The organism is Otoolea muris, assembly GCF_943193115.1.
Classification (GTDB): domain Bacteria; phylum Bacillota; class Clostridia; order Lachnospirales; family Lachnospiraceae; genus Otoolea; species Otoolea muris.
The window spans coordinates 39894-62184 of record NZ_CALPCY010000019.1 but is presented as its reverse complement, the minus strand read 5'-3'; the positions used below and the strand labels follow the sequence as shown (position 1 = coordinate 62184).

Below are 22291 nucleotides of genomic sequence, written 5' to 3'. Positions count from 1 at the left end.
CTTATTCACCTCCTAAAGCTGCTTCCAGCATGGTCGGGTCAAACTCCAATACGTTCAGAATATCCTCCGCCGGGGTGTACGGCGCCAGGTACTGGTGAAACTGGATTTTCCCGTTTAAAATGTCCGTGATCGGGTTCTCGTCCTCGCTGTAGGTAATCCGTGCGCCAGCGCACTTCCCCTGTGCGACGTAGGAATTGCCCCGGATGTTCTCTGCGTCGCAGATACTCTGGATAAGCCGGGGATCCGCCGGGTCGTCTACCTTCTGGAAGTAGCTTAAAATAAAGCTGTTTCCCCACCAACTGAAAAAGCGGCGGCAGCAGAACCAGCGGTCTTTCGGATCCGTCGTCATGGGGTAGGCCGCGCTGTTGTTCCCCCAGGAGCGGAAGCCGTTAAAATTGATCGCCGTGGAAACTCCGAAGCTGTTTACCAGGTTCGCCTGTTCCTGGTCTATTACGATCTCGCTGTCCTCGTCGTCGTCCAAACAAAGCCCGGTGATGGGGATTGCCTTATTGCTGGCTGAAAGGTTCGGCACGTCGTCGTTGCTGGCATCGACGTAGGCGATCAATGCTGAATAAAGGGCGCTGAAATAATAAACCTCGTCCCCGATCCTTACCTTGGGCCATACCACCGCCATATGCTCGCTTACAAAGCCGGATTTCTCCTTTACGGTCTTTACGTCCGTATACTTCGTCGCCCCCTCTGCGGTGCTGTCCAGGTCGGTGATGCATTCGCAGGTGAAAAGCCCGTTAATATTAAGGCACTTCGCCGCCATGACCGAAGCGACCGCCGGGTCCTTGGAATATCCCGGCGAAGTAAGAAGCCCCGGTGTCATTCCCAAAAGCGGGTAAACCTGGCGCACAAGCTCCAGGCCGCTCTCCTTCCCGGTGCTTACGTTGTAGCCGCCTATGATATCCTTACTTGTTACCTGGGACGGGTCGATCTTGTCTGCGGAAACGCTTAAGGTTGTCGCCTCTGCTCCGGCTCCGGATTCCAGAAGGGTAATAACTGCGTAGCCGTCGTCGTCAAAGCCTGTAATATAGTCCACGTCCGCCTGCAGCGTCGTTTCTCCGGCCTCTACGACAAGGGTATCCAGCAGTATTCCCTCAATGCCTACGGTTGCCTGTAATGCGTCTACCTGGCAGGTCGTTTTCGGGATCTCCGTCTTATGTTTCTTTGGGTCAAGTACGTTGATCAGCGCAATCGGCGCAACTGCGAACTTCTTAAATGTTGCGCTTATGCTCTGGTTCAAATTGTAATCTTTCAAATTGTTAGAATATCCTACCGCCGCGCTTGCCTCCGGGAAACTGTAGGCGATCTTCACTATGTTGGTAGCCTTATAGGGATCCTCTGCCAAATTGACCGGGGAAACGCCTACTACTACCTGGAAAGCCGCCGTACCAAGGATCGGGGCTGTAAGGCTTGTAGGGTTTTCTAAAATTCTTACACCATGGTTGTAAGCCATCTTTTATCTCTCCTTTTCTTCTTATTTTCCGCTGGCTCTCCGGTAAAGGATGCTTAATGCGCTTCCCTCCTTCGCCAGCTCTGCGCTTGCCTTTGCCAGCTTCTCAACCGGAACGACAAAGGAATTAAAAAACGGATGCTCCTTAATCTTTTCCTTAAGGGCATCCGGCAGTCCGGCGTTATATGTGGTATACTGCTTCGCTCCGGGAATATCCGGGCCAATATAGACCACGGTTTCCGCCTCCTGCGTGGCCGGTGTAGCTTTTGCTTTCCCGGTCGCTTTCTTTGCTTCGCTCATGAATATGGATCCTCCCTTCTTACTGCTGCAATCTCAAAAGCCAGGTTTACGCCCCCAAAATAAAAGGGGTAGGATTCTTCGTCCTGCAGGGTCCACAAAATGGGGTACTGTATCGTATATTTCCCGTTAAGTACCGGGAACTTTGCGAACCTCTCATAAATCTTGGCTATTATGTTTAAAATGTCCTTATGTCCCTGCTTGTCATAGTCCGGTTCGTAAATTCCCATAAGCAGGGTAAGGTTTACTTTCTGGGCGCTGTTCTCGTCCTCGATCTCCCCGTCTGCAATCCGTACCAAAATATAAGGGTATGGGTCAGGGGCGGTCTGTTCTTCCGCCAGCCCGTTCTCCAAAAGTTCCGGGGCTATTTCTCCCTGGTCCAATGGCTCCGGCATAGGCAGAAGCTGTTCAAAAATATTTATGCTGACTCTTTCCCCCTGGGGGTTCTTAAGCCGAAAATCCGAAAGAATTTTCTTAAGCTCGTCCGCCAGCTCGCTCTGCAGAAATGCTGCGACCATGCCTATCCTCCTAATATCTTCCTAACCTGTGCATTTACGTTCTGCTTAAGGTTGTCTTTAATATGCGGCTTTACTATGCCGTATACCCGCTTTTCGTTCCCCAACATAACCGGGATAGAGTTTGCGGAAAAGGACTTAATAGGCAGCCTTGCGGCTCCGCGCCTCTGGGCTACTGCTACATGGCCGCTGGAAAACTTGGTAACGAAAGCCTTAAGCCCTCCCATCTCCAGGGGCTTCATCCCGCCTGCCTTAAGCACCTTCGCTTTTACTACGTCCGGACGGTTCGCTCCGGTCCTCATGGTGGCCGGGCTTACTTTGTAATCCTTAAGCCCCATAACTCTGCCCGTTGCCTTTATGGTCGCTTCCAGCCTCGCTGGGGTGGCGTTCTTTATCTTCATGGCCTTATTGAAGCGCCCGGTTTTTACGGTATAGGTTTTCTGTGCCTCGTCCGTCAGTTCTTTCCGTGCCTGCTTGGCTGTCTGGTTGAGGGCGTTCTTAAGTGCTTTCGGGGCCTCGCTTTTCATCTTCCCCAGTTTCTTCTCAACCTGTGCCAGCATATTCCGGTCGTAGCTTATTTCGATCAACTCTTATTCGCCTCCAAATGCAAGGAATACACGCCGCCCTCGTTCAAGCTGTCGGTAACGATAAAGGTTGCGCCGTCTATCTTGACGGGCTTGCCTACTCCCGGAAGCGGGCCGAAGTCTAAGGCGCTGACATATACAAGCGTTTGCTTTTTGTATATGCCGTCCATGTTGCTTTTCATCCGCTTTTCCCTCTCCGTAAGCTCGTTATCGTCAATAATGATCAGCATTGTTTTTCCGTTGACCGTGTGTTCCTCTCCAAACTCTGCCGGGTTAAGAAATACCGTTTTTACGTCCTGCCTCAGAAGCTCCTTAAATGTCAGCGGCTTACGCACTGCTTTTCCTCCTTCCTTTGGTCGGTTCCGGCTGTGCGCCCCTCGTTTTCCTGGACGGCGGTTTTCCCACTAAATCCTGCTCCGCTCCGGCGGAAGGGTAAGCATCACCGGGAAGCCCTGCGGGGGCGGTTGTCTGCCTCGCTTTTGCGCTCCGCTTTTTGGGTTCCTCCGTGTCCTTCCATATCGCCGTTCCGTTTCCGATCCATACTTCTACAAGCCCGGCGTTATGTGTCGGCAGCTCGTCGCCCGGCTCATAGTTCTGGCTTTCAAAAAGTATGGGGAAAACGGCTATAAGCTGTTTCATCAGCCGCCCAACTTTACCAGGATAACGGTATCGCTTGCGGCTGCTGCCTGAGCCGCATACCCTGCCAGCGGCGTGTCGTCGCCCTTGGTGTCGGTGATGCCGGTCCCGTCAAAATATACCTCCGTTCCCATCTCAATGGCTCCAGTTGCGGTCTTGTCGATCTCAAAAACGCCTGTAACTACAAGCGATCCCAGCTCGCCGGGGAGGATATCCGTCCCGGCGACGCCAATATGGGAACCGAAAGAAATGACCGTGTTTGCCTCGATCTTTGTGTCCGTATTGTTCTTATAGTCGAGGGTTTCCCCTCTCTGCCAATATGCGGCTTTACTCATGGCTTTTAATCCTCCTTATCTCTTATTCTGCTGCGATCTTTTCTCCAGGGTTCTTTGCAATTCCGCGGAAGTCCCTTACGGCGATTCCCCAGTCAAGGTAAATATCCCACTGGAAGCCCAAAACACCCGGCGTTTCCATCCTTCTTACGGTCGGGGTTTCCTGCCCGTTCAAGTAGTCCACCTGGATATGTTTTGCGCTGGCGGTGTTTGCAACCATAAACCACGGCACTTCCTTATCCCCTGCCAGGGCGTTAAGCACCGGGGTCTGAATAATATTGATCGGGTAGTTGTACAGCGGGTTGATATCGTTGTTATTGCTGCCTACTACCTGGGTGCTGTGAAGAATGACCGCCAGCTCAAACTCATAGCCAACAGGCACAATAATATGCTGCGGGGTAATGTAAATAGCTTCCCCGAACTGGTCGCGCTGGTGCTGCATCTGCAGGATAATAGCCTGGATCGAAGCCTGGGTAGGCTTGCCGCCCTTTGCGATCAGGTTCCCGTGGTTCTTATGGAAAAGGTTTACGCCGTCGAAAATCGGGGCATTATTGTAAAGCAAGCTATAGACCTGCTTATCAATGGTTTTCTTTGCCGCTGCTGCGTAAAGCCCCGGAACCTCCGTTAAAAAGCCGATATCGTCGTTGATGAACGCCTGGCGGGTCATGCTGAATGTCCGCCCGTAGGTGTCCAGCTTGCGGTTCGGCAGCAGCTCCGTCCTGGGCTTATCCGGCTTAAGCTCGCCGTTTTCGGGAACCAGAAGGAAGTCGCCCATACCTCCGATCACGTATTCGTGATCCGCTGTGGTCTTGAAGTCCTTCAAGCTGCCCTTTGTGGTCCATGCCTGGAAGGTCGTAGGCACTGCGTTGTAAAGCTGCACAATGCTCTTTCTGATCGTGTTGTCAAGGATCGCCGGAAAGGCTGCCGTAGGGTTGTAGAACTGGCGGCAAAGCTCGCCGTACATATCGTCGGGCTGCATCCTCAAAAGCTGCATAGTGTCCCGCCCGTCCCTGCTCAAACACTCAATAGCAAGGTCGCGGAGGCTCATGGATCTAAGCTCATTCGCTCCGTCTGCCGGGGTGGCTACGGGTACGCCTGCCCGAAGCATAAGCGCGTCGGTTGCCCTCTGTCTGAAAGTTTCGTTTTCGTCCCTGGTGACCTGTACGCCCACAGGGCTTCCGGTCTGCCTCATGCCGTCAAGGATGGAACTGCGTACCTGATCCAAACTGGAACCGTTGCGGATATGCTCCGCCGGATCCACATCGAAGTCCCGGCAAAGTGCCATAATTTCCGTTACCCGGTTACGCTCCGCCTCGGTTGCGCTCCGCTGTCCATCTGCAGGTACTGTCTGCGGTGCGGTTGCCGGGGGTGGTGTCGTCTGCTGGGGATTCGCCGCCGGGGGTGCTGCTGCCGCTCCGGTTCCTCCTGCCAGCCCTCTCTCCTGTGCGTCGATCTCTGCCTGGGCTTCGTCAATCTCCCTCTGGAGAGCGTTAAACTGTGCCTGTTCTTCCGCCGTCAGCGCACGGTTGCCGTCTGCCTTGGCGGCGTTCACAATGGCCTGCTGCTTCAGCATGGCGGCTTCTCGTCTTTGTTTCGGTGTCATCTCTGTACCTCCTATTTTCTGTTTTTATTTATTTGAAGTTGTGCTTCAAAACAAGTTAAAGTTTCCGGAGCCTGCGGATTCCCTTTAAGCTCCCGCCCTACTCCCACGGTAGCGTCTGCTGGGACGCTTACTACGCTTATCTCGTAGGGCATCCATTCCCTTGCGACGTCGCAAGGACCGTTAAAACGTCCGTCGGTGGATATCTTCCCCGGCATGACTTCCTCAATCACACCAATCTTATACCCAACGGAAACGCCCTTGAGCGTCCCGCTTTTTACCTTCTGAAAAATGACCTCGCTTTCTTCGTCGCTGTCAAATTCTACCTCAGCCATGCCCCGCTGGTTTTCAATCCAGGCGCGGTTGATCTTGCCTATAACCTTATCCCGGTTATGGTTAAAAAGAAGGACTCCTATTGTGTTAAGCCGGGTAAGGTCAACGGCTGCCGGGTTATGGTCTAAAATCTCCTTACCCCAGAAACGCTCGTAAGGTTCTTCCGAAGAAAACGAAAGAATGAACTTCCGTTCATTCCCTTCCCCTTCCATAGCCCGGATTGTTGCCGAACTAAACGCCCTTATCTGGTTTTCCTTCTGGCTGTCCTTCGCCGCCGTCTGCGGCTGGCTGGTTGCCGTCCTGCTGCCCGTTCCCCGGCTGCTGCCCTGGTGGCTGGTTTCCTCCGCCCTGGTCAGTAGGTCCGCCGGGAACTGCTCCCGGTTCTGGCTTCTGCTCGTCTGCAGGTGTAAGCTCCGCTTCGGTTCTGTCAAATATAACACCTCCCATCTCAATGCCTTTTTTCCTGGCGTATTCTAAAACGGCGACGGTTTCGTCTATCTGCTCTTTCCAGTCCTTGCCGTTCTCCGCTGCGACCTGCTGGTATGTCTTTTGTCCGGTCTGCAGTGCGACCTTGGTAGCTGTGGCTTCTTTCGCCGGGTCGATCCACGGCTTCGGCGCCGCCACCCACTCGTGCTTAAAATATTTCTGCTTATCCTCCCAAAAGCCGGGGATATTGAATAAGCCGGAAAGGACGCCGGAAATTATGAAGGTTTCGTATACCTCGTCCATAACTACTTCCTTCAGCAGCTCTATGTCCTCTATGTAGGTCTGGCCGTCCTCAATGATTCCCTGCCTTGCGCTGCTGTAGTTGCTCTGGCTCATGTCCCGGCTGGTAGCCTCGTAGCTTAAGCCCTGCCCGGCTCCTATAAGCCGTTGCTGCAGCTTGATATAGCTGGCGGCATCCGTTGCCTGTCCGGTCGGGTTTACGACCTGGATCTCGTCCCCGGCGTTAAGCTCCTTTATCATGCCGGGGCTTATCCTTTTTCCGTCGTAGTCCTCGCGGGGCCTCCCGTCGCTTACTCCCACGCCCCTTGCAAAGTTCCCGGTTGTCGGTATGATCTTCTTTACGAAAACGGCAAGGCAGGCGGCTATGCGCTCCTTTACGCTTACCGCCGTCATAAACTCATTCGCGTCCCTTACCCTGGTAATGGTCGGGGCCAGGTCGCTCATCTCCCGAACCTGGGAAGGGCGGTCTTTCGTGAAATAGAAAATAATATCTTTTGCCGGAACATAGACGGGTTCAATCTGCCCGAAGCCGTCTACGTTATACTGGCGGATCCAGTAGCCCATGGGCTTGTTATAGGTGTTAAGCTCAATCCCTCCGACCACCCGGTGTTTCGGGTTGTGCGGCGCTGCCCGTCCGGTGTCCAGCTCGTCAACTTCCAACGCCTGCAACTTAAAGGGCAGCAGCCCTCCGCTGGTGTAGCACTTCTTAAAAAGGATTCCTCCGTCTACCTTCTTCCGGCGCTCCGCCATTCTAAGCATCTGGTTAAAGCTCTGCGTTTCGGTTACGTCGCAATTTTTACGCTTGCACCACTCTATCCAGGCTTCCTGTATCTGCTTATTAAGCGTTTCATTGCTGGTTCTTGCCCGAAGCGTGTAGCCGTGGCCTACTACATTCCGGCGGTATGCCCCGATCACGCTGTTTGCCATATCGCTGTTTCGCTCTAAGTCCCTGGCCCTGGCTCTTATGGTGTCCCGGCTGTAGCGGTCCGTTTGCTCTGCGCTCTGGTTATAGGCCACCCACCCGGCGTTAAGGCGGTCATAGCCCCCGGCGTCATAATGGCGCTGCTCGTCCAGGTACTGCCTCCATGCTTCCCTTCTGGCTCCGGCTGCCGGGGAAATGAAGCCGATTATATTGTCTAATACGTTTCCCACTTCTTTCCCTCCTATCTTCGGTCAAATACTGCGACGTAGCAATCGTCCAAAAAGCCCGGTGTACTTCCTGCGACCTGTGCCATAAGGTCGTTCTTAATCTTGTATAATGTGTTAAGGTCTGCCCGGTTAAGCTGCCGGGAGCCTATCTTGTAACTTTGCCCGCCTACGCATATAGCGTAAATAGCGTTATTTACTTCGGTAAGCATTTCCTGCGCTGTCATCTGTTCTTCCACCCGGTTCCCTCCTTCCTGCTATAGCCAGCTTTCGTTTTGGCTTATCCATTCTTCCTCCGGCGTGTACTGCTCTTTCTTCGGCTCCTGCGGTTCCTCCTGTATGTTCTGCAAGTGAAGCATACGGACGCCCAGGGTATCTGCTGCCGCCATGGCGTAGACTTCCGCGTCTAAATAATGGTTGTCCGCATGGCTGTGCTTTGGCACCCATTCAAGCCGCGGCTTGCTGTTTCCGTTTTTAACGAGGATTTTATGCTCTGCCGTTACCTGCTCGGCGTATTCCTCGTCGCAGCCCTTGTATACCATCCAGCTTCCGTTGCCGTTCTTCCGGTGCATCCTGCTGGCGATCATGTCCTTATACTTGCCGCCGTCAACGATAACAAGATCCATACCGTAAGCCTTGGAAGCGTCCTTATTGACGGTACTCAGCTTAAAATGGCTCTGCATGGGGTTGCTGGATCCTTTGGCCGGTTTCGCCCATTCTGCGTTCAAGGCGCAAAAATCGTATACGGAGTCTGCTTCGTAGCCGGAGTCTATGAGGCATAGGTTTACTATTGCAACGGCTCCGGACTCTGTCTTATATTCAAGGTTCATAATCTGCTCAACCTCTTTAAAACTGTAAGCCTGGCCGTGTGCTACGTTCTGGCTTGTCAAGAAGTCGCCCCAGGCTCTTATTGTCCAGTAAACGCTGTTTTCCTGTACGTCTACGCCTGCGGTAAGCAGCTTCGTCCAATCCGGCACGGTAAACTCTGCAAGCTCCGTCTGCCGCTCCATAACAAGGTCCTTGCTGGTCTTTAGCTTGGTATCTTCCCATGGTTCTGCAAGCCAGGAATTTACGAAGTTTTGTAGTTTCTCCGGGTCCGCCTTGCTGTCCATAAATTCCTTCGCAATTTCGGAAAACCGGACGAAGGGGCTATAAAGCGTATTTATCCAGAAACAAACCTTTTTTACAAAGCGGGTTGTTTGTCTTACGACCTCCCAGTGTCCCTTCTTTACTGCCTGCTGCTTCTGGGCATCCGTGATTACGCATCCGCACTCCTGGCAAACGTAAAAAGCAAACTCCGCCCGGTCTGCGTCGCTCAAACCCTCCGAGTCGTCTATCGGCTCAAAGTTCCCCAGCTTCTCCTTTATGGCATCCTCTCCGTATGCGTCCACAAGATCCTTATCTTTTCCGGGCCACTTAAGGTTGTCAAAGTGAAGCTCTATAAACTCCCCACAATGCGGGCAAGGTATGAAGTAATGCTTTTCTGCGTCGGCTCCTTCCTTGGCTTTCCAGATGTGGTTCGTCCTTATGGTCGGTGTGCTGGTCATATAGACTTTGCTGTTTCGGAAAGTCTTTGTACGCTCTTTTGCCAGGCTGATCGGATCCGCCTCTTTCTTGCTGGCTCCTGGGTACTTGTCCACCTCGTCAAGAAAAAGGTATTTCATGGCGAAAGAAGCAAGCCCGGAAGGGCTGTTACTCCAAACAAGTTTTATAAACATATCATCAAAGTCAAGCTCTAAGTTGCTGCTGTTCTTATCAAATTTTTTATAAAGGGTCGGGGCTGCTTCTATCATGGGCCTGATCCGCTTTTCTGAAACGCTGCCAGCCATGGTTTCCGTAGGGTATACAACTTCCACGGGGGACGGGTCCTGCTGGATAATGTAGCCCAGCATATTAAGCTCCGCCTCGGTTCCGCCACACTGGGTAGGCTTGCAAAAGTCTATTTCTTCCGTTTCTGGGTTTAGAAACTCATCCATGATGCCTACCAGATACGGAGTCCGGTCGTTGCTCCATGGCCCCGGTTCTGCGCTGGTCAAACTGGAAAGCACCCTGTATTGTTCCGCCCACTCGGATACTGCCATATCTTCCGGGGGATTCAAGTATTCAAGCGCGGATTTCTGGTATGCCTTGCATTCGTATTTCCGGAGGCGTAGCTGTTTAGGTTTTTGCACGGCGCTTCCCTGGCTTTTCTTCCCCCAGCTCCGGTGTATATCCGGCTACGACAAAAGCCCGAAGCATACGCTTTACTTCTGCGCTCATTTCCTTCTCCGCCTTGCGGGCTTCCAATGGCTCCAGCTTATCGCTTACTATGCTTACAAGCCGGGACGGTATGCCCATAGCGAACCGTTTGAAGGAAACGAAAAACTTTTGATAATCTAAGGCTACTTCCTCAACATCTATATATTTCCCGGCGGCGATCTCCGCCCTCATGCGGTGCATCTCGCCCTGGCTTTCCTTTAGGGCGATTTCTGCCTCCAGCTTCTGCTGCCTTAACTCCGTTTCCTTTTCGGACTTGCCCTTGCCGTATGCCTTGTCGGACAAATACTGAATATATGTTTTAATGGTCGGTACAAGCTCGTAACGCCTGCCCTCTCCGGGGACTTCGTCCGTCTTTATGATTCCCTCCTGGGTAAGTTGCTGCACCCTGCGGACGGAAACTCCGAAAATCTGGGCTATGATTTCAACCTTTACGAACTGCCCGCCGCTTGCTTTTTCCTCTGCCATTATGCTCCGCCCTCCCTCACTCTTACGGCCTTCTGGCCGGTGTATTCTTCCCAACGGTCTATAATAATATCGCAGTACTTTTCGTTAAGCTCCATAAGGTATGCGCTGCGGTTAAGCTGTTCGCAAGCGATCAGCGTCGTGCCGCTCCCTCCGAAAAAGTCAGCGACCGTGTCGCCGTACTTGCTGCTATTGGTAATAAGCCGGCCGAAAAGCGCCACGGGCTTCATGGTCGGGTGCATATCGCTCCGGGCTGGCTTCTTTTCGTACAAGACCGACGTGTTCTCCTGCAGGCGTTCCCGGATGCCCTCAATGTAGGCGACAAGCTCCGCTTTCTTCATGGCTGAAAAGTCTATATCATCTTCTATGAAAACGGTATCTTGTCCGCGCCCTCCGCCGAAGTAATGACCGCCGCCCTCCTTCCAACCATATAAGATCGGCTCGTGGCGCCAGTGGTAATCCTGGCGGCCTATGACAAACTGGTTTTTCTCCCAGATCAGCGTCTGCGCCTGGTAAAAGCCTGCCTCCTTCATGGCGGTTCGGAAGTTTATACCCTCGCTGTCGGCGTGGAATATATAAACCGAACAGCCGGGGCGGGCTGCTTCGTTGAAATTAGAAAACGCCTTATACAAGAAACTGTAAAAGGCGTCGTTGCTCATCCGGTCGTTCTGGATCTCGTTATTTGTCCGGGTGCGGTTCCGCTTATAGGAACGCTCCAGGCTCTTATCTTTGGTTTCGTAATCTACGTTATAAGGTGGGTCGGTGATGATAAGGTCGGCCGTTGCTCCTTCCATCAGCCGCTCAATGTCTGAAATGTCTGTAGCGTCCCCGCACATGAGGCGGTGGCTCCCCATCTGCCAAATATCGCCGGGGCGCGTCCGAACCTCCTTAAGCTCCTTCAGCTTCTCGTCCGGGTCATAGCCGTCGTCGTTTGCCTCCTGGGTAAGTTCAACGGCTGCAAATAGCTTTTCGATCTCGTCGCCTCCGAAGCCTGTAAGCCCCACGTTATAGTCTGCCTTATCCAAATCTATCAATAAATCCTTTAAGGCCGCCTCGTCCCATTCTCCGGTTATTTTGTTCAAGGCAATATTGAGAGCCTTTTCCCTGGTCTTGTCCATCTCAACCAGAATACAGTCCGCCTCTGTGTAGCCCAAATCAAGCATGACCGTGCGCCGCTGGTGGCCGCCTATGATGGTATTGTCTGCGTTGATAATAATCGGGTCAACGTAGCCAAATTCTTCTATACTGGCGGCTATGCGCTGGTACTCCGGGTCGCCCGGCTTTAATGCTTTTCGCGGATTATATTCCGCTGGTTTAAGGTCTGCAAGCTGTCTTTTTACCAGCTCCATAGTCCGTTTCCTCCTTCCGGTTCTGCCCTTGCGTAACGAAAGGCAAAATTTTTTTTCGATTTTATCGCCAAAAATACCGCGCCTTCCTCGCCCCGCAGGCCGGATATGGCTTGGTAAGTACCTACTGCGAGTTGTGCGGGTGGGCTTGCTGAACAGCGCAGCCAGGGGCTTGCCCTGTCGCCCTCTCTCTTTGCTTGCGTTGCTTCGGTGTGGTGCTGTATGCCTTGCCCTCTCTGCTTCAATGCTTGCTTGTGCTGTGCCTGCCTCGCGCTATGCTGTGCCATGGTACTATGTGCGCCTATGCCCTGGGCTGTGGTGCTTGCCCTTGTGTGCTTGCGCTGTGGCGTGGTGCTGTGCTTGTATGTATGCAATATAATAAGCCTATATTATGCCCTGCTATATGGGGGTATAGCTTTAAAAATTGGGCTTATTATAGGCTTATTATATGGGGGTATGCTTTTTTATTCCGTGTCCATGCTACTATATTAGCACACTTAATAGTCCAAAAGAGTCCGAAGTTTAAAAAACTTGCGAAGCCTTGTAAATGCTGGGCTTGTGGGCTGTATGGGGTTATGTTTCTATGTACGCTTTTCTCTGTGCTGTGCCAAATGAAGGGGTATAAAATACCCTCGTAAAATTCGCCTTGTAAAAATGGGGCGAAAATACGGGGGTATTATATGGGGGTATCATAGGGGGCTATATTTCAAACCTCTTTTTTATACTCCCTTAAAATCTGGCGTACTTTCTTATAGGTCAATAGCTTATCCAGCCCTTTGTCCTGGTAGGAAAAAAGTGAGCTTCGGCTTAAGTGCATCTCCTTCTCAATGGCCGCCCAGCCTTTGCAATCAATAAAGCGAAGCTCCAATACCATCCGCTCCGTGCTGTTTTCCTCCAAAAAGTCCATAATATCCATGACTTTCAAAAGTGCTTTTTCTACCCGGCTTTTTTGGTCCTCTATCCGGGTTTCAATCTCGCTCATGCGGTAAACGAAGGAAGCGGCGCCGGATCCGACTTTGTTTGTGCCTCCGTAATTTACCGGGGAATATCCGTAGCCGCCTATAGGGGCATCCATTTCCGCCCGGATATTTTTAAGCCGTCTTTCAAGCTGTGACCGCTTAATGCGTCCGGTGTAATACTGGTTTAAATACTCCTTAAGCGTTTCCTTGTCCTCGCTCTGTCCGTTTTTCCGCTGCTTGCTTTTCTGATCCATCGGCTTCGTTCTCCTTATTCGTTTTTTGCTCGGATCTGTCTAACTCAGCCGCTAAAAAGTAAACCTTGCCGCCGAAAACCTTAAGCCTGTATAGCTCCCGCTTTTTCTGGTCCCAGTCTGAAATGGGTATACCTCTTTTCTGCAGAATATCAAGGCTATTGTTAATTCCGGCCACCAATGTGGCAATAGGTAAATTTTCAAGCATTGCCTGCGCCTGCCTGGGGTCGTTTAAGTTCGGTCCCTTCGCTTTCCCCCGCATGGCTGCCCTCGCCTGTTTTCTGTTCACGCTTTTCCTCCTTCCTTCGCCGCTTCTCCTGTCGCCTCACGCTGGCGATTGCTGCTCCGGCGGTCGGATCCTTATATCCTTCGCTATTTCTCACTTGGCGGATCGCCTCCCTTGCGCTGAAAGTATACGCCGCCCCTGCAGGACTTCCACTCTCCGCTTTTGTCTGCAATCTTAACAAAGTTCTTAATTTCCAGCCCCTTTACGGTTACGCCGTCGGCTACATAATACCCTTCAAAATATCCGTGCTTGTCAATGCGTGTTATAACGACTTCCTGGTGGTAGCCGTTATCTGTTACAACGTCCCCAGCCTCGATCCGGCTCATCCGGACTTCTTTTTCAACAAGCGCCGCCTGTATGATCCGCAGGTCGCTGTCGGGAAGCTCCAAACCGTAAAGGCCGCCCGCTTTCTTGATATGTTTGTCAATCTCTTTTATAAGCTCCGCTTCTCTGCTCATGGTGTCCCTCCGATCTCTTTCTGTAATATTCTTGTTACCTCGTCCGGATATGTAACAACGTAGGCTTTCCCGCCTGCCGCCCTTATCTGCAGTATGGTGCGCTCCTGTATCTTGGAAAGAACGCCTATAAATGGCCGCTTTACCTCAAAGCCATAATACCGGCCGTTTACTACGGCGCAAATATCCGGGATCCCCTGGCGGCTGTATGGTCCGGCCGCCGCTTTCCAAACGAAGGAAGAGGGTATAAGTTCCCTTATGTGCTTTATGATCTTATCCTGGTAATAACTTTCTTTTGGCAAGTGCGCCCGCAGGTACTTCTCCGCCTGTGCGGTCGTCTGGCAGGATATATCCTTCGTAGCCTTAAGGTACTTAATGACCTCCGCCTTGGTTTTAAACTGTTCAAAATCAATCATCAAAGCCTCTACTTTCTTGCGACGTCGCAACTGTTACCGTTGTACTTGTCGTAAATGGGTTCCAACTTCTCCAACATCTCCATGGTGGCGTTGGCTATAACCATCTTTTCCTGCATCTCCAGCTTGCCCTTGTTTACCTTCTTAAGCCAGGCGTTAATCTGCTTCATTTTCTGCTCCGTCACGGCCCTCACCTCCTATCTTCTCAAACTCCGCCTCGTAGGCTTTCTTTTTCTTCTCCAAATAATCAAGAATAACGGCGATTAGCTCCGGCTCTGCGTCTATCTCTATTCCCCGTGCAAATTCGTAATGAGGCATTACAATAACCTTTTCTTTTTCAAGCCTCAACTGAAAGAAGCGGAGAAGCTGCCACCCTGCGTTATGGTCGCCGCCGTCTTTCTTCAGCTTCCCTTTTGCTATGGAGTCCCCTACTTTTTTCGTAGAAAGCCCCTGCTTAATCCTTGCGATCAGGTCCCCGTATTTCTGTATTTCCTTGTTAATCTCCGTCGCCTTGTCATATTGCTCTTTAGTCACTGTTTACCTCCTATCCCAGTACAATGTGAAGCCGCCCGCCCCTGGTTCCGGCCGTGGCCGGTTCCCTGCAAACATAGCCTCAAACAAAGAACTTGTAAGCCGGATCGCTTCCTCCGAGTTCCCGGTAAGCTGCAGCATCCGGTTGTATGCCGTAAAGTATTGAAGCGCCAGGGTGTTGGCTCCGTCTATAATATCCTTATCACTCATTATCTCCGTCCTTTGCAAATACCGCCTCTATGCTGGCCCTTATGTCTGCCAGCTTTTTGGCTCCGATCCCCTTGGTATTTTCAATCGCTTTCATAATTGCCGTAATGTCAACGCCTGGGACGCTCTCTCTGCCGTCCTGGTAGCCGCTCTTATATATGTCTGTGCAGAATTGTTCCATCTGCTGGTGGTCGAAAGCCTTTATAGATTTATATCTCGCCCTCGTAATCAAGTATTTATTGCCTTTTCTATTTCTGTTCATGATCTGCCTCCCCACTCTGAAACAAAACGATTTACAATAGCTTCCTTCAAGGTTTCGTTGTCGCTCCTGGCGATTCTCAATTCCTCCTTAATCTGCGCCGCTTCCTTCTGGGCCTCCTTTGCCTGGTTGCCTAAAAAGCAATTTTCCGCCGCCAGCTTCTGTAGCTCTTTCTTCTGGTTTTCTATGATCTGCTCTTTAGTCAATCCTTCCATTTTCCCTTCCATGCGCTGCCTCCTTTATGTATAATTCGCCGTTGCGGATCTGGACGTTTTCTCCGAAGTTCCATAAGCCCTGCTTTCCGGATACTGGTATCGGTGTTTTGAATAGCTGCGGCTTCTCAAACCTCCAGGCATACCGACCGACCGTGAAGTCGCCGTATGCATATTCTTCCGGGCAAAGCTCTTTTATAAAGTCGTGGTATTCCTGATCTATCAGCTTGCAATCCGTCAAAATTGCGGAACCGATTATAGCTCCGGTCTGCAGTTTATCAATACGGCTTGTTATGCCTGCCTCTTGAAAATATTTAAGCTCATTCATTGGAATGTGTAATAAAATTCCGCTGTGATCGGACTTTGCTGCGTGGATTAATATCTCGCCCCGGTAATTCGTCCGCCAGCTTCTCGTTTCGTCGTGCTTCTTACCCTCCGCCAAAAGCTGCGCCCAGGGCTGCCAAACGGTTATAGCTTTCAATTTTCTACATCTCCTTACTCATAATCTTCCGGGGGTAATATTGCCGTTGCCTCTATGCTTTCGCACTGCCCCAACTCTACGCCATAGCTGTTGTATATAGTGACGTTGCTTCCAACTATCCGGATCCCAAAATATGGGCAGTGTCCTTCGTCGCAAATGCTCCAGCTATGCCCGTCTGGCCTGCGGTCGTCCCTATGGCATACCATTTCCATGCGTGTGTGGTCGTCCTGGTATGCGTAAGCTAAACCGCTGAAAGGGCATAACGGCTGGAATATATTAAACTCCATCCTACTCACCCGCCTCTCCTATCGCCTCAGCCTCCTGGAAGTCGCACCCTTCGTTCTGGCCTGCCTGGGTCTTGCCCTCATCCGTGAGCCATGCCCGGTTGTCCTTCTCGTCCTCCAAAAGTGTGCTTGCCTCCTGGTCCGCTTCGTGAAGGGCAAGTATAAGTGGGTATTTGCTCATAGCCTGGGTAAGCTGTAAATGCAGCTCCTTCGGCTCTGAAAATCCCATGTGCCAGCGGATGGCGAAGCGTTCCGGGCCGGTAAGCCTCATAAACTGCTCAATCATCATAACGCTCTTTTCTCCGTGTCCGTATGGCACCCGGTCGTCTACGGTGTAGCAGGGAACCGATTCCCAAATGAAAGCCCCGGCGTTATCTTTCTTTACCTGCCAACGCTCCGCCGCCTTTACCTTCTCCGGGTCATAGGTTTTCTGGTTCTTAAAATCGATCTTGTAAAAATGCGTTTTGCAAAGGTCGTGAAGCAAGGGGCAAATGATAAGGGCATCTTTCCCGGCTGCTGTCAAAATGTCGTGCCATACGGTGTCCGCCTGGGCTTTCCTCTGCAGGCACTCGTACACGTTGAGGCTGTGCTGCAGTAAGCCGCCCTCGGTGCTTAAGTGGAACCGGGTAGAAGCCGGAGCCGTGTAAAAGTCGCTCTTGTCCCGGATGTACTCCAGAAGCTGGGGCATCCCTTCCCGGTCTACCTGGCTTAAAAGTTCCTCAAATTTCTTTACGTTCTCCTGTCTGTTCATGCTTATCCTCCTTTTGCTCGGTTGTTTTATTCATCTTCCTGCCATTCTTTACTGCCTACTATAACGCCTTTTGTTATCGGGGCTTTATGTGGTGGGCATGGTATGTTGTGCGCCCAAAGCTCCGGCTCAAATTTTTGTAGCTTTTCCGCTTTATCCCTTATACCCTTTACGCTCTTAATGCAGTCCGCTATAATAGCCGCTATAAAAATAACGGTTATGCAGATAATCAATAATGCCCATGTTCTTTCCGTCACTCTTTCTTCCCTCCTTCCTTTTTTTCTGAAATGAAAATCAATATTGCCGCCCCTGGGGGCTTCTCTTTGCTTATCCACCCGCCCGCCGCCTCGTCGTAGAACTTATCCACAATATCGTTGTAAATAAGCGGCGGCTGTGGATTGTCCGGGTCCCAGGAAGGCCCGGCGGCGTAGAGGCAAGTGTGGCGGTCAAAGTATGCTTTATATATCCCCCCTACTTTCCGGCGGTGTTCTTCGGCAATCCGTTTTATTTTCTCTAAGTCAAATTCCCGGAAAGCTGCCCGCCCGACCTGCCTGCCGATCTGTGCCTCCTTAAATGCCTGGTTAATTTCAGCTATGACCTGCTGCCCCTCGTCGTCGTTTCGTACCTGCAAGCCGTCCAGAACGAAAAGCCTTAAATATTCCTCTAATTCCTCCTTAAGCTGCTGCTTCAATTTCTCAAACGACTTTTTATACTTCCCGGCCAATTCTTCCGGCGGTACAAGCGTTTTATTTTTTCGGTATTTTTCAAGCGTTGCCGCCGCTTTTTCAAGGGCTTTTTCTGCTTTTTCCGTGGCCGCCCACCTCCTTCCGCCTAAATTTCCTTACGCCTTTTTGTTTTTGCATGGCGTAATGTGATAAACTCTGAATTTATAAGGGGTTCTTTTGATTCCTTACGCCTTACGCCTATTTTTTGGAAATATACCGTTACTTTTAAAAAGCGCACGTTTTTTCTTTACCTTTTTACTTCTGCAATAAGCCTATATAATAGGCGTAATGTCGTAAGAATATATATAATAGGCTTAAAAAGCCGCTTGTTTTCGGGGTTTTCTTCCTTACGCCTAACCTTACGCCTAACCTTACGCCTATTTTTTAGGCGTAAGGAAATAAGTATAGTTAATATGGCAGTTCTGCTTCTTCCTCGTCGAAGGGCGACTTTGTGTCAAAGCCTAACTGTTGCCACTCGTCCGCTTTCGATTTTTCCTCAATGCCTGCGGCTTCTGCCGCCTCGTCCTCGTCTAATGGATCAACAGGTTTTGAAAATCTCCCTAAATCAAATTCAACAAAGCGGCTCGTTCTGTTATCAAACCATTTTCTTATGCAGTATTCCTTGCCGCCGTTTGCTTTTGGTGTGCTGGTTATTATGTTCTTATCCGCTAAATATTTCATAGTTTTCCGGGGGCTATATCCGGCCTTGGTTAATGCCTGGTTAAGAAGTGAAGGGAATATATAGGCCTTGCTCTGGTCGTGACTTATTGTCCCCAGGCACGTCCCGATTGCCTTGTCCCCGAACTGGGCGCGGTTGCTCAATATCCAATCTACTATAAACTGGGTGGCGTTTTCGTTTACGTCGCTTACGCCTGCGGCGAGCTGCTCCTGTATAATCGCCTTTGCCATCCGGACGGCTCTCTCCCAGGATTCGTTCCGTATTTCAAGCGGTTTTTTACGATTTCCGGCGTTTTGCTCCGGTAAATCGTCATTTTGTTCCGCTTCGTTCCGGTTTTCGTCCGTTTCGTTCCCAAATATCCAGGTATCTATAATCGCATCCGCAAGGGCGACCGCGCTTATCCCGGCTATATGTGCGCCGCTGGTACCGTTTGCCGCTGCGTAAATTTCTTCTACCATCTTTTCGTATTGATCCGTTATGGTCCGCTCGTCCGTCGCTAAAAGGTGGCTTATAAACTCCGGGCCGGCCCAGCCGCAATTTGTAGGCGCCTGCTGGTGCATAAGGCTGGCGGATTTCTCGTCGTCGAAAGGGCCGCCGTATATCTCCAGTACACGGGTACTGACTCCGGTCTGCGTGGTGTCGGTGCTTAAAGGTTCTTCGCCTGTGGCAAGGGCTACGGTGCGCCATGTGTTAAGCGTCTGCAGTCCGCCGCCCTTGCTTCCCCTGGCCCTTCCGGTTCCGCTGGCGATCATGTAAACAATCTTTTCCAGGTTCTCCTGCTTCTGTCCTGCAAGCTGCCGCTCGTCAATGCCGAGTGGCAAGTCGTTATAAAAGCCCGCCATCCTCTCCAGGGCGACCTGGGTAGCGTTGAAATTTACCATAAGGCGTTCCGGGTCCCCCCAGGCGGAAAGTGCCGCCTTAAGGGCTGCGGTCTTTCCTCCCTTGGATCCGCCCCAGTTATATACAAAAAATATCCGCTGTTGAATGATTTTAAGAAGCGGGGCGGCGAAGCTGGCCGCCAATATAAAGCGGAACTTGTCCCGGCTCCGGTGCGGCTGCATGGTGGCGATCCATCCCTCGAAGGTTCCGGCGGTGTGGTAAGCCGCCGCCCAACCTCTTAAGGATGGCTCAATATCCAGCACTATGTCGTCCCCGTGTCCTGGAAGGAACCGGCCCCGCGTCTGCCAGCCGAAGGTGGATGTACTATCCGCCTTTTGTATAATGTCTATGTTCTCCGCCTCCAATGCGGCCAGGAAGCTCACGACCTGCTTGGCGTTCTCGCTGGTTACGGTGCATCCCAAATCTGCAAGCGCGGTTATATTCCGGGAAGTGAATATAGTAGAACGCGGGTATATAGCCCGGCTCCACTGCCCGTCCCGCTTAAATGCAATCTCTATTTTTTCCTCGCCCGTTTCCATGCTCTTAAGCCGCTGGGTTAATATGATCGGCGTTCTGCAGACCATGGTCGGTATCGCTTTCTTTTCGTCTATGTGGCTTATGCCCTTCTCTGAATAGATCCAGCCCTCCGGCTGGCGAAGGTTCGCGGGCGCCCCTTTTATGGCTTCCGGTATCGCCCCGGACAGGTCGTCAAGGTCTAACTTCTGGGCGTGTTTTATGGCTTTCTGTATCTTCTCGGATGCCTTTTCCGCTCCGTCCCTTAAGTAAAGCTCCGACGGGTCCTTGACTCCGAACTGCTTACAGCTCCATGTGTAAACCTCGCCTAAAAATTCTTCCTCCTTCAATATCCGGCAAACTTTAGCGAGGAACGTCTGGCCGCCCTGGTCTGGTTCCTGGTGTATATACAGCTTAAGGTCCTGCAACTTCGGAACCATCCGGGCGTTGAAGTTCGCCGCCCCTGGTGATCCGAGTGCCGGAACTTTTAAATACCATAAAGTCTGGGTATCGCTTTCCCCTTCTACAAGAGCCGCCCATCCGGTTTTCCGTATTTCCGGCAGCCTCCAGTCGCCGTATAAAATCAACTTCCCGGCGCTGCCCCAGCTCCATCTAAATTCCTTATCGCCGTAACGCTTCCGAAAGATCGGCGTTGTGTTTTCTTCGTTGAAGTAAGGCGTTTTAAGGTACTGCGTCCCGTCCTTATCCTTGGCGGTGCTGATGCCGCAGGTGTCCTTTAAAAAGTCCTCCGGCAAGTGCTTATTAAAGGTATACTCTGCGAGGGTGTAGCTTTTATTTTTTGGCTTGGCTGGCTTGTTTTTCTTCGGGTCCGGCTCGGTCAGCTTTCCGTACTTCTCTAAAATCTGCTTATAGGCTTCCTTGGTGTCTACGTTGTGAAGCTCCGCCCAGAAACTTACGAAGTTTCCCCCGCGGTCCTCTGAGAAGCAGTGCCACTGTCCGGTTTTTAGGTCTGCGCTGAAACTGTTCTTTTTGTCGTCGTGGAAGGGGCAGCGGCCGACTAAACTGCTTCCGCTGGGCTTCGCGCCTTTTATGACGCTTCTGTACTCCGCTTCGTAATTGACGAAGTCGTCTATATTAAGCTGTTCGGCGTTCATCCTATCACTTCCTTAATCTCTTTACGGGTCATATATACTACCCTTCCACGCATCCTGGCTCTTGTCGCCTGGCGTATTTCCCGCCGCATCCCTTCGCTTATCCGCCCGCCTATAATAATCAAAAGAAACTCGTCAGCCTCCCGAAGCTCCTTAAGTCCTATATCAAGCCCGATCTGCCGCTCCTTCTCCTGGCTCTCGTCCAGGAACTGGGTATAAAACAAATGCGGGGCGACCGGGATCTTCCCCTCTAAAACAACTTTTCTGCAGAAATACCTCGCCACCCTGCGGTTAAATTCCATCCCGCTTTCCGTGAACGCTCTATAACGTGAAATTATATATACCTTGTCCATGCGCTTATCCTCCAACCGTCTTTTTAGCTGGGGGGGGGGTAAGCGCCCCGCCCCAGCCTATGCCTTTAATTAAAGGGCAGATCCTCGTCGCTCCCTTCCGGTACGTTCATAAAGCCCGCTTCGTCGGTTTTCGGTGCTGCCGGTCCATCCTGGGTGTTTCCTGTGGTTGCGTTGTAGTCTGCGCCCTCTACGTCAAGCTGGCGGTACTGTTGCTTAACGCAGTCTTTCATGGCTTCGGCTTCCTTTGCCTTTTCCGGGCTTAATTTCCCTACGAAGGTAAATACTGCCCGACTGTACGCAATCCCGGCGGCATTCTTTTCTTTCTTCAGCGTGATCTTGGTTACTGCCTGCCAGCAACGGAAACCCTTAAGGATCACCCGCTTGGCGATATAGTCCCGCATATATTTAAGGCTGGTCGGCGGCAAAGAAAGCACCAGGGGTACGGGGTTCCCTTCCCGAAGAATAAATACCCGATGTACGTTCTTACAAGCCTTCCCCTTGTCGTCGCTGCCGAACTGGTTATAAGGGCATAAGGCGCAGTCCTTAATTTCCCCGGTTTCCCTCTCCACTCCCTGCTTGCCGTCGTGGCTGGAGCAGTCCGGCTGTTCGTTGCCCCCGGCGAACTTCTCACGCCAGTATGCGTTGACCGGGTGGTGATCCAAAATAACGCCTACGATCTCCGTTGCGCTTTCCGGGTTCTCGTCGTCCTCGCCCGGAAGCTCAAACGCAAGCCCGCCGCCGGAAGGGATCTTGACGCGGTCAAAAGGAAGGGCGCCCAGCCCGTCCATTTCCTCCGCTATCGCCTGCGCCAAATCTCCGCTAATGGTCTGCAGGTCGAAGTTGTCTACTACTGCCAATTCGTTTTTTGCTTTAGCTTCTGCCATGGTGTTATATCCTCCTTTTATTTATGCGCCCGGCATCATAGTCGGTGCGGCTGCGCTCTGTGCTGCTGTGTCTGCTGCTTCCTTGCCCGTTCCATTAAGTTCCTGGGGCGGGATCTTCTCTACTTCCTTAATGCGGTAACAGGTTTCAATGCTTGCCTGGCGGTACTTGTTTTCGTGCTGTCCGTCCAGGGTGGTGGTAACAAAGTAGCCGTTTGAAAGTCCGGCAAACCTGCAGACTACGTCCTCCGGGGTCCGTCTGCTTACCCGAAGCATAATAGCGTCGCCCTCTCTCAAGACCTGGCCGTCGCTGGCTTCCACCTCAACCTTTACAATCTCATTTACTTTTAAAGCCATCTCATGTCCTC

General features: G+C 51.6%; 31 protein-coding genes. All 31 read right to left on the bottom strand.

Annotation, left to right across the window (positions count from 1 at the left end; genetic code table 11):
* Position 1: 1 nt before the first annotated feature.
* Positions 2–1462 (bottom strand): phage tail sheath family protein, encoded by a 1461-nt coding sequence (locus tag NFS31_RS13070; RefSeq protein ID WP_251495705.1) that lies wholly within the window; start codon positions 1460–1462, stop codon positions 2–4.
* 21 nt (positions 1463–1483) lie between these two features.
* Positions 1484–1759: a hypothetical protein gene (locus tag NFS31_RS13065; RefSeq protein WP_120398187.1), complete on the bottom strand. Its 276-nt coding sequence runs from the start codon at positions 1757–1759 to the stop codon at positions 1484–1486.
* On the bottom strand, positions 1756–2274 hold the full coding sequence (locus tag NFS31_RS13060) for a hypothetical protein (RefSeq protein WP_120398186.1): 519 nt from the start codon (positions 2272–2274) through the stop codon (positions 1756–1758). Before NFS31_RS13060 ends, NFS31_RS13065 begins: the two co-directional genes overlap by 4 nt.
* 2 nt (positions 2275–2276) lie before the next feature.
* Positions 2277–2831, bottom strand: a complete 555-nt coding sequence (locus NFS31_RS13055) for a phage tail protein (protein WP_416389462.1) — start codon at positions 2829–2831, stop codon at positions 2277–2279.
* Between the two features lie 23 nt (positions 2832–2854).
* The gene (locus tag NFS31_RS13050; RefSeq protein WP_242982438.1) at positions 2855–3190 is read right to left on the bottom strand and encodes a hypothetical protein; all 336 of its coding nucleotides are present in this window, start codon (positions 3188–3190) and stop codon (positions 2855–2857) included.
* Positions 3183–3494, bottom strand: coding sequence for a hypothetical protein (locus tag NFS31_RS13045; protein WP_103240123.1), 312 nt, complete (start codon positions 3492–3494; stop codon positions 3183–3185). The genes NFS31_RS13050 and NFS31_RS13045 overlap by 8 nt, the downstream gene beginning before the upstream one ends.
* Positions 3494–3826: a DUF2190 family protein gene (locus tag NFS31_RS13040; protein WP_103240124.1), complete on the bottom strand. Its 333-nt coding sequence runs from the start codon at positions 3824–3826 to the stop codon at positions 3494–3496. Before NFS31_RS13040 ends, NFS31_RS13045 begins: the two co-directional genes overlap by 1 nt.
* A gap of 22 nt (positions 3827–3848) precedes the next feature.
* The gene (locus tag NFS31_RS13035; RefSeq protein WP_103240125.1) at positions 3849–5426 is read right to left on the bottom strand and encodes a phage major capsid protein; all 1578 of its coding nucleotides are present in this window, start codon (positions 5424–5426) and stop codon (positions 3849–3851) included.
* An 11-nt stretch (positions 5427–5437) separates the two neighbouring features.
* Entirely contained in the window at positions 5438–5968 is a 531-nt protein-coding gene (locus NFS31_RS13030) for an HK97 family phage prohead protease (RefSeq protein ID WP_120398184.1), read from the bottom strand.
* Between the two features lie 19 nt (positions 5969–5987).
* Positions 5988–7634, bottom strand: coding sequence for a phage portal protein (locus tag NFS31_RS13025; RefSeq protein WP_120398183.1), 1647 nt, complete (start codon positions 7632–7634; stop codon positions 5988–5990).
* 11 nt (positions 7635–7645) lie between these two features.
* Positions 7646–7867, bottom strand: a complete 222-nt coding sequence (locus NFS31_RS13020) for a peptidylprolyl isomerase (protein ID WP_243126726.1) — start codon at positions 7865–7867, stop codon at positions 7646–7648.
* Positions 7868–7885: 18 nt separating this feature from the next.
* Positions 7886–9799 carry a terminase gpA endonuclease subunit gene (locus NFS31_RS13015; protein ID WP_243126727.1) on the bottom strand — a complete coding sequence of 638 codons (1914 nt, stop codon included), beginning with the start codon at positions 9797–9799 and terminating at the stop codon, positions 7886–7888.
* Positions 9786–10352: a hypothetical protein gene (locus tag NFS31_RS13010; protein ID WP_120484842.1), complete on the bottom strand. Its 567-nt coding sequence runs from the start codon at positions 10350–10352 to the stop codon at positions 9786–9788. Before NFS31_RS13010 ends, NFS31_RS13015 begins: the two co-directional genes overlap by 14 nt.
* Positions 10352–11698, bottom strand: coding sequence for a site-specific DNA-methyltransferase (locus NFS31_RS13005; RefSeq protein WP_120484843.1), 1347 nt, complete (start codon positions 11696–11698; stop codon positions 10352–10354). Before NFS31_RS13005 ends, NFS31_RS13010 begins: the two co-directional genes overlap by 1 nt.
* 703 nt (positions 11699–12401) lie before the next feature.
* The gene (locus tag NFS31_RS13000; RefSeq protein ID WP_103240130.1) at positions 12402–12908 is read right to left on the bottom strand and encodes a hypothetical protein; all 507 of its coding nucleotides are present in this window, start codon (positions 12906–12908) and stop codon (positions 12402–12404) included.
* A complete protein-coding gene (locus NFS31_RS12995; RefSeq protein ID WP_103240131.1) occupies positions 12850–13194 on the bottom strand; it encodes a hypothetical protein in 345 nt (114 codons plus the stop codon). Before NFS31_RS12995 ends, NFS31_RS13000 begins: the two co-directional genes overlap by 59 nt.
* A gap of 83 nt (positions 13195–13277) precedes the next feature.
* The gene (locus NFS31_RS12990) at positions 13278–13649 is read right to left on the bottom strand and encodes a hypothetical protein (RefSeq protein WP_251495703.1); all 372 of its coding nucleotides are present in this window, start codon (positions 13647–13649) and stop codon (positions 13278–13280) included.
* A complete protein-coding gene (locus tag NFS31_RS12985) occupies positions 13646–14062 on the bottom strand; it encodes a VRR-NUC domain-containing protein (protein ID WP_172455126.1) in 417 nt (138 codons plus the stop codon). Before NFS31_RS12985 ends, NFS31_RS12990 begins: the two co-directional genes overlap by 4 nt.
* A gap of 8 nt (positions 14063–14070) precedes the next feature.
* Positions 14071–14229: a hypothetical protein gene (locus NFS31_RS12980; protein ID WP_160229196.1), complete on the bottom strand. Its 159-nt coding sequence runs from the start codon at positions 14227–14229 to the stop codon at positions 14071–14073.
* Positions 14216–14593, bottom strand: a complete 378-nt coding sequence (locus NFS31_RS12975; protein ID WP_160229197.1) for a hypothetical protein — start codon at positions 14591–14593, stop codon at positions 14216–14218. Before NFS31_RS12975 ends, NFS31_RS12980 begins: the two co-directional genes overlap by 14 nt.
* Positions 14594–14596: 3 nt before the next feature.
* A complete protein-coding gene (locus NFS31_RS12970; protein WP_160229198.1) occupies positions 14597–14800 on the bottom strand; it encodes a hypothetical protein in 204 nt (67 codons plus the stop codon).
* Positions 14793–15059, bottom strand: coding sequence for a glutathione peroxidase (locus tag NFS31_RS12965; RefSeq protein ID WP_251495701.1), 267 nt, complete (start codon positions 15057–15059; stop codon positions 14793–14795). The genes NFS31_RS12970 and NFS31_RS12965 overlap by 8 nt, the downstream gene beginning before the upstream one ends.
* Entirely contained in the window at positions 15056–15283 is a 228-nt protein-coding gene (locus NFS31_RS12960) for a hypothetical protein (RefSeq protein ID WP_160229199.1), read from the bottom strand. Before NFS31_RS12960 ends, NFS31_RS12965 begins: the two co-directional genes overlap by 4 nt.
* Entirely contained in the window at positions 15255–15749 is a 495-nt protein-coding gene (locus NFS31_RS12955; protein ID WP_160229200.1) for an ASCH domain-containing protein, read from the bottom strand. Before NFS31_RS12955 ends, NFS31_RS12960 begins: the two co-directional genes overlap by 29 nt.
* A gap of 288 nt (positions 15750–16037) precedes the next feature.
* Positions 16038–16784 carry a hydrolase gene (locus tag NFS31_RS12950; protein ID WP_251495699.1) on the bottom strand — a complete coding sequence of 249 codons (747 nt, stop codon included), beginning with the start codon at positions 16782–16784 and terminating at the stop codon, positions 16038–16040.
* A gap of 26 nt (positions 16785–16810) precedes the next feature.
* Entirely contained in the window at positions 16811–17038 is a 228-nt protein-coding gene (locus NFS31_RS12945; RefSeq protein WP_251495697.1) for a hypothetical protein, read from the bottom strand.
* Positions 17035–17505, bottom strand: coding sequence for a hypothetical protein (locus tag NFS31_RS12940; protein ID WP_251495694.1), 471 nt, complete (start codon positions 17503–17505; stop codon positions 17035–17037). Before NFS31_RS12940 ends, NFS31_RS12945 begins: the two co-directional genes overlap by 4 nt.
* A 409-nt stretch (positions 17506–17914) precedes the next feature.
* On the bottom strand, positions 17915–20692 hold the full coding sequence (locus tag NFS31_RS12935) for a DUF927 domain-containing protein (protein WP_251495691.1): 2778 nt from the start codon (positions 20690–20692) through the stop codon (positions 17915–17917).
* Positions 20689–21042: a DUF7768 domain-containing protein gene (locus NFS31_RS12930; RefSeq protein WP_251495689.1), complete on the bottom strand. Its 354-nt coding sequence runs from the start codon at positions 21040–21042 to the stop codon at positions 20689–20691. The genes NFS31_RS12935 and NFS31_RS12930 overlap by 4 nt, the downstream gene beginning before the upstream one ends.
* A 65-nt stretch (positions 21043–21107) precedes the next feature.
* Entirely contained in the window at positions 21108–21926 is an 819-nt protein-coding gene (locus NFS31_RS12925) for a hypothetical protein (RefSeq protein ID WP_251495687.1), read from the bottom strand.
* Positions 21927–21947: 21 nt separating this feature from the next.
* Positions 21948–22280: a hypothetical protein gene (locus NFS31_RS12920; RefSeq protein WP_103240141.1), complete on the bottom strand. Its 333-nt coding sequence runs from the start codon at positions 22278–22280 to the stop codon at positions 21948–21950.
* Between the last annotated feature and the right edge of the window lie 11 nt (positions 22281–22291).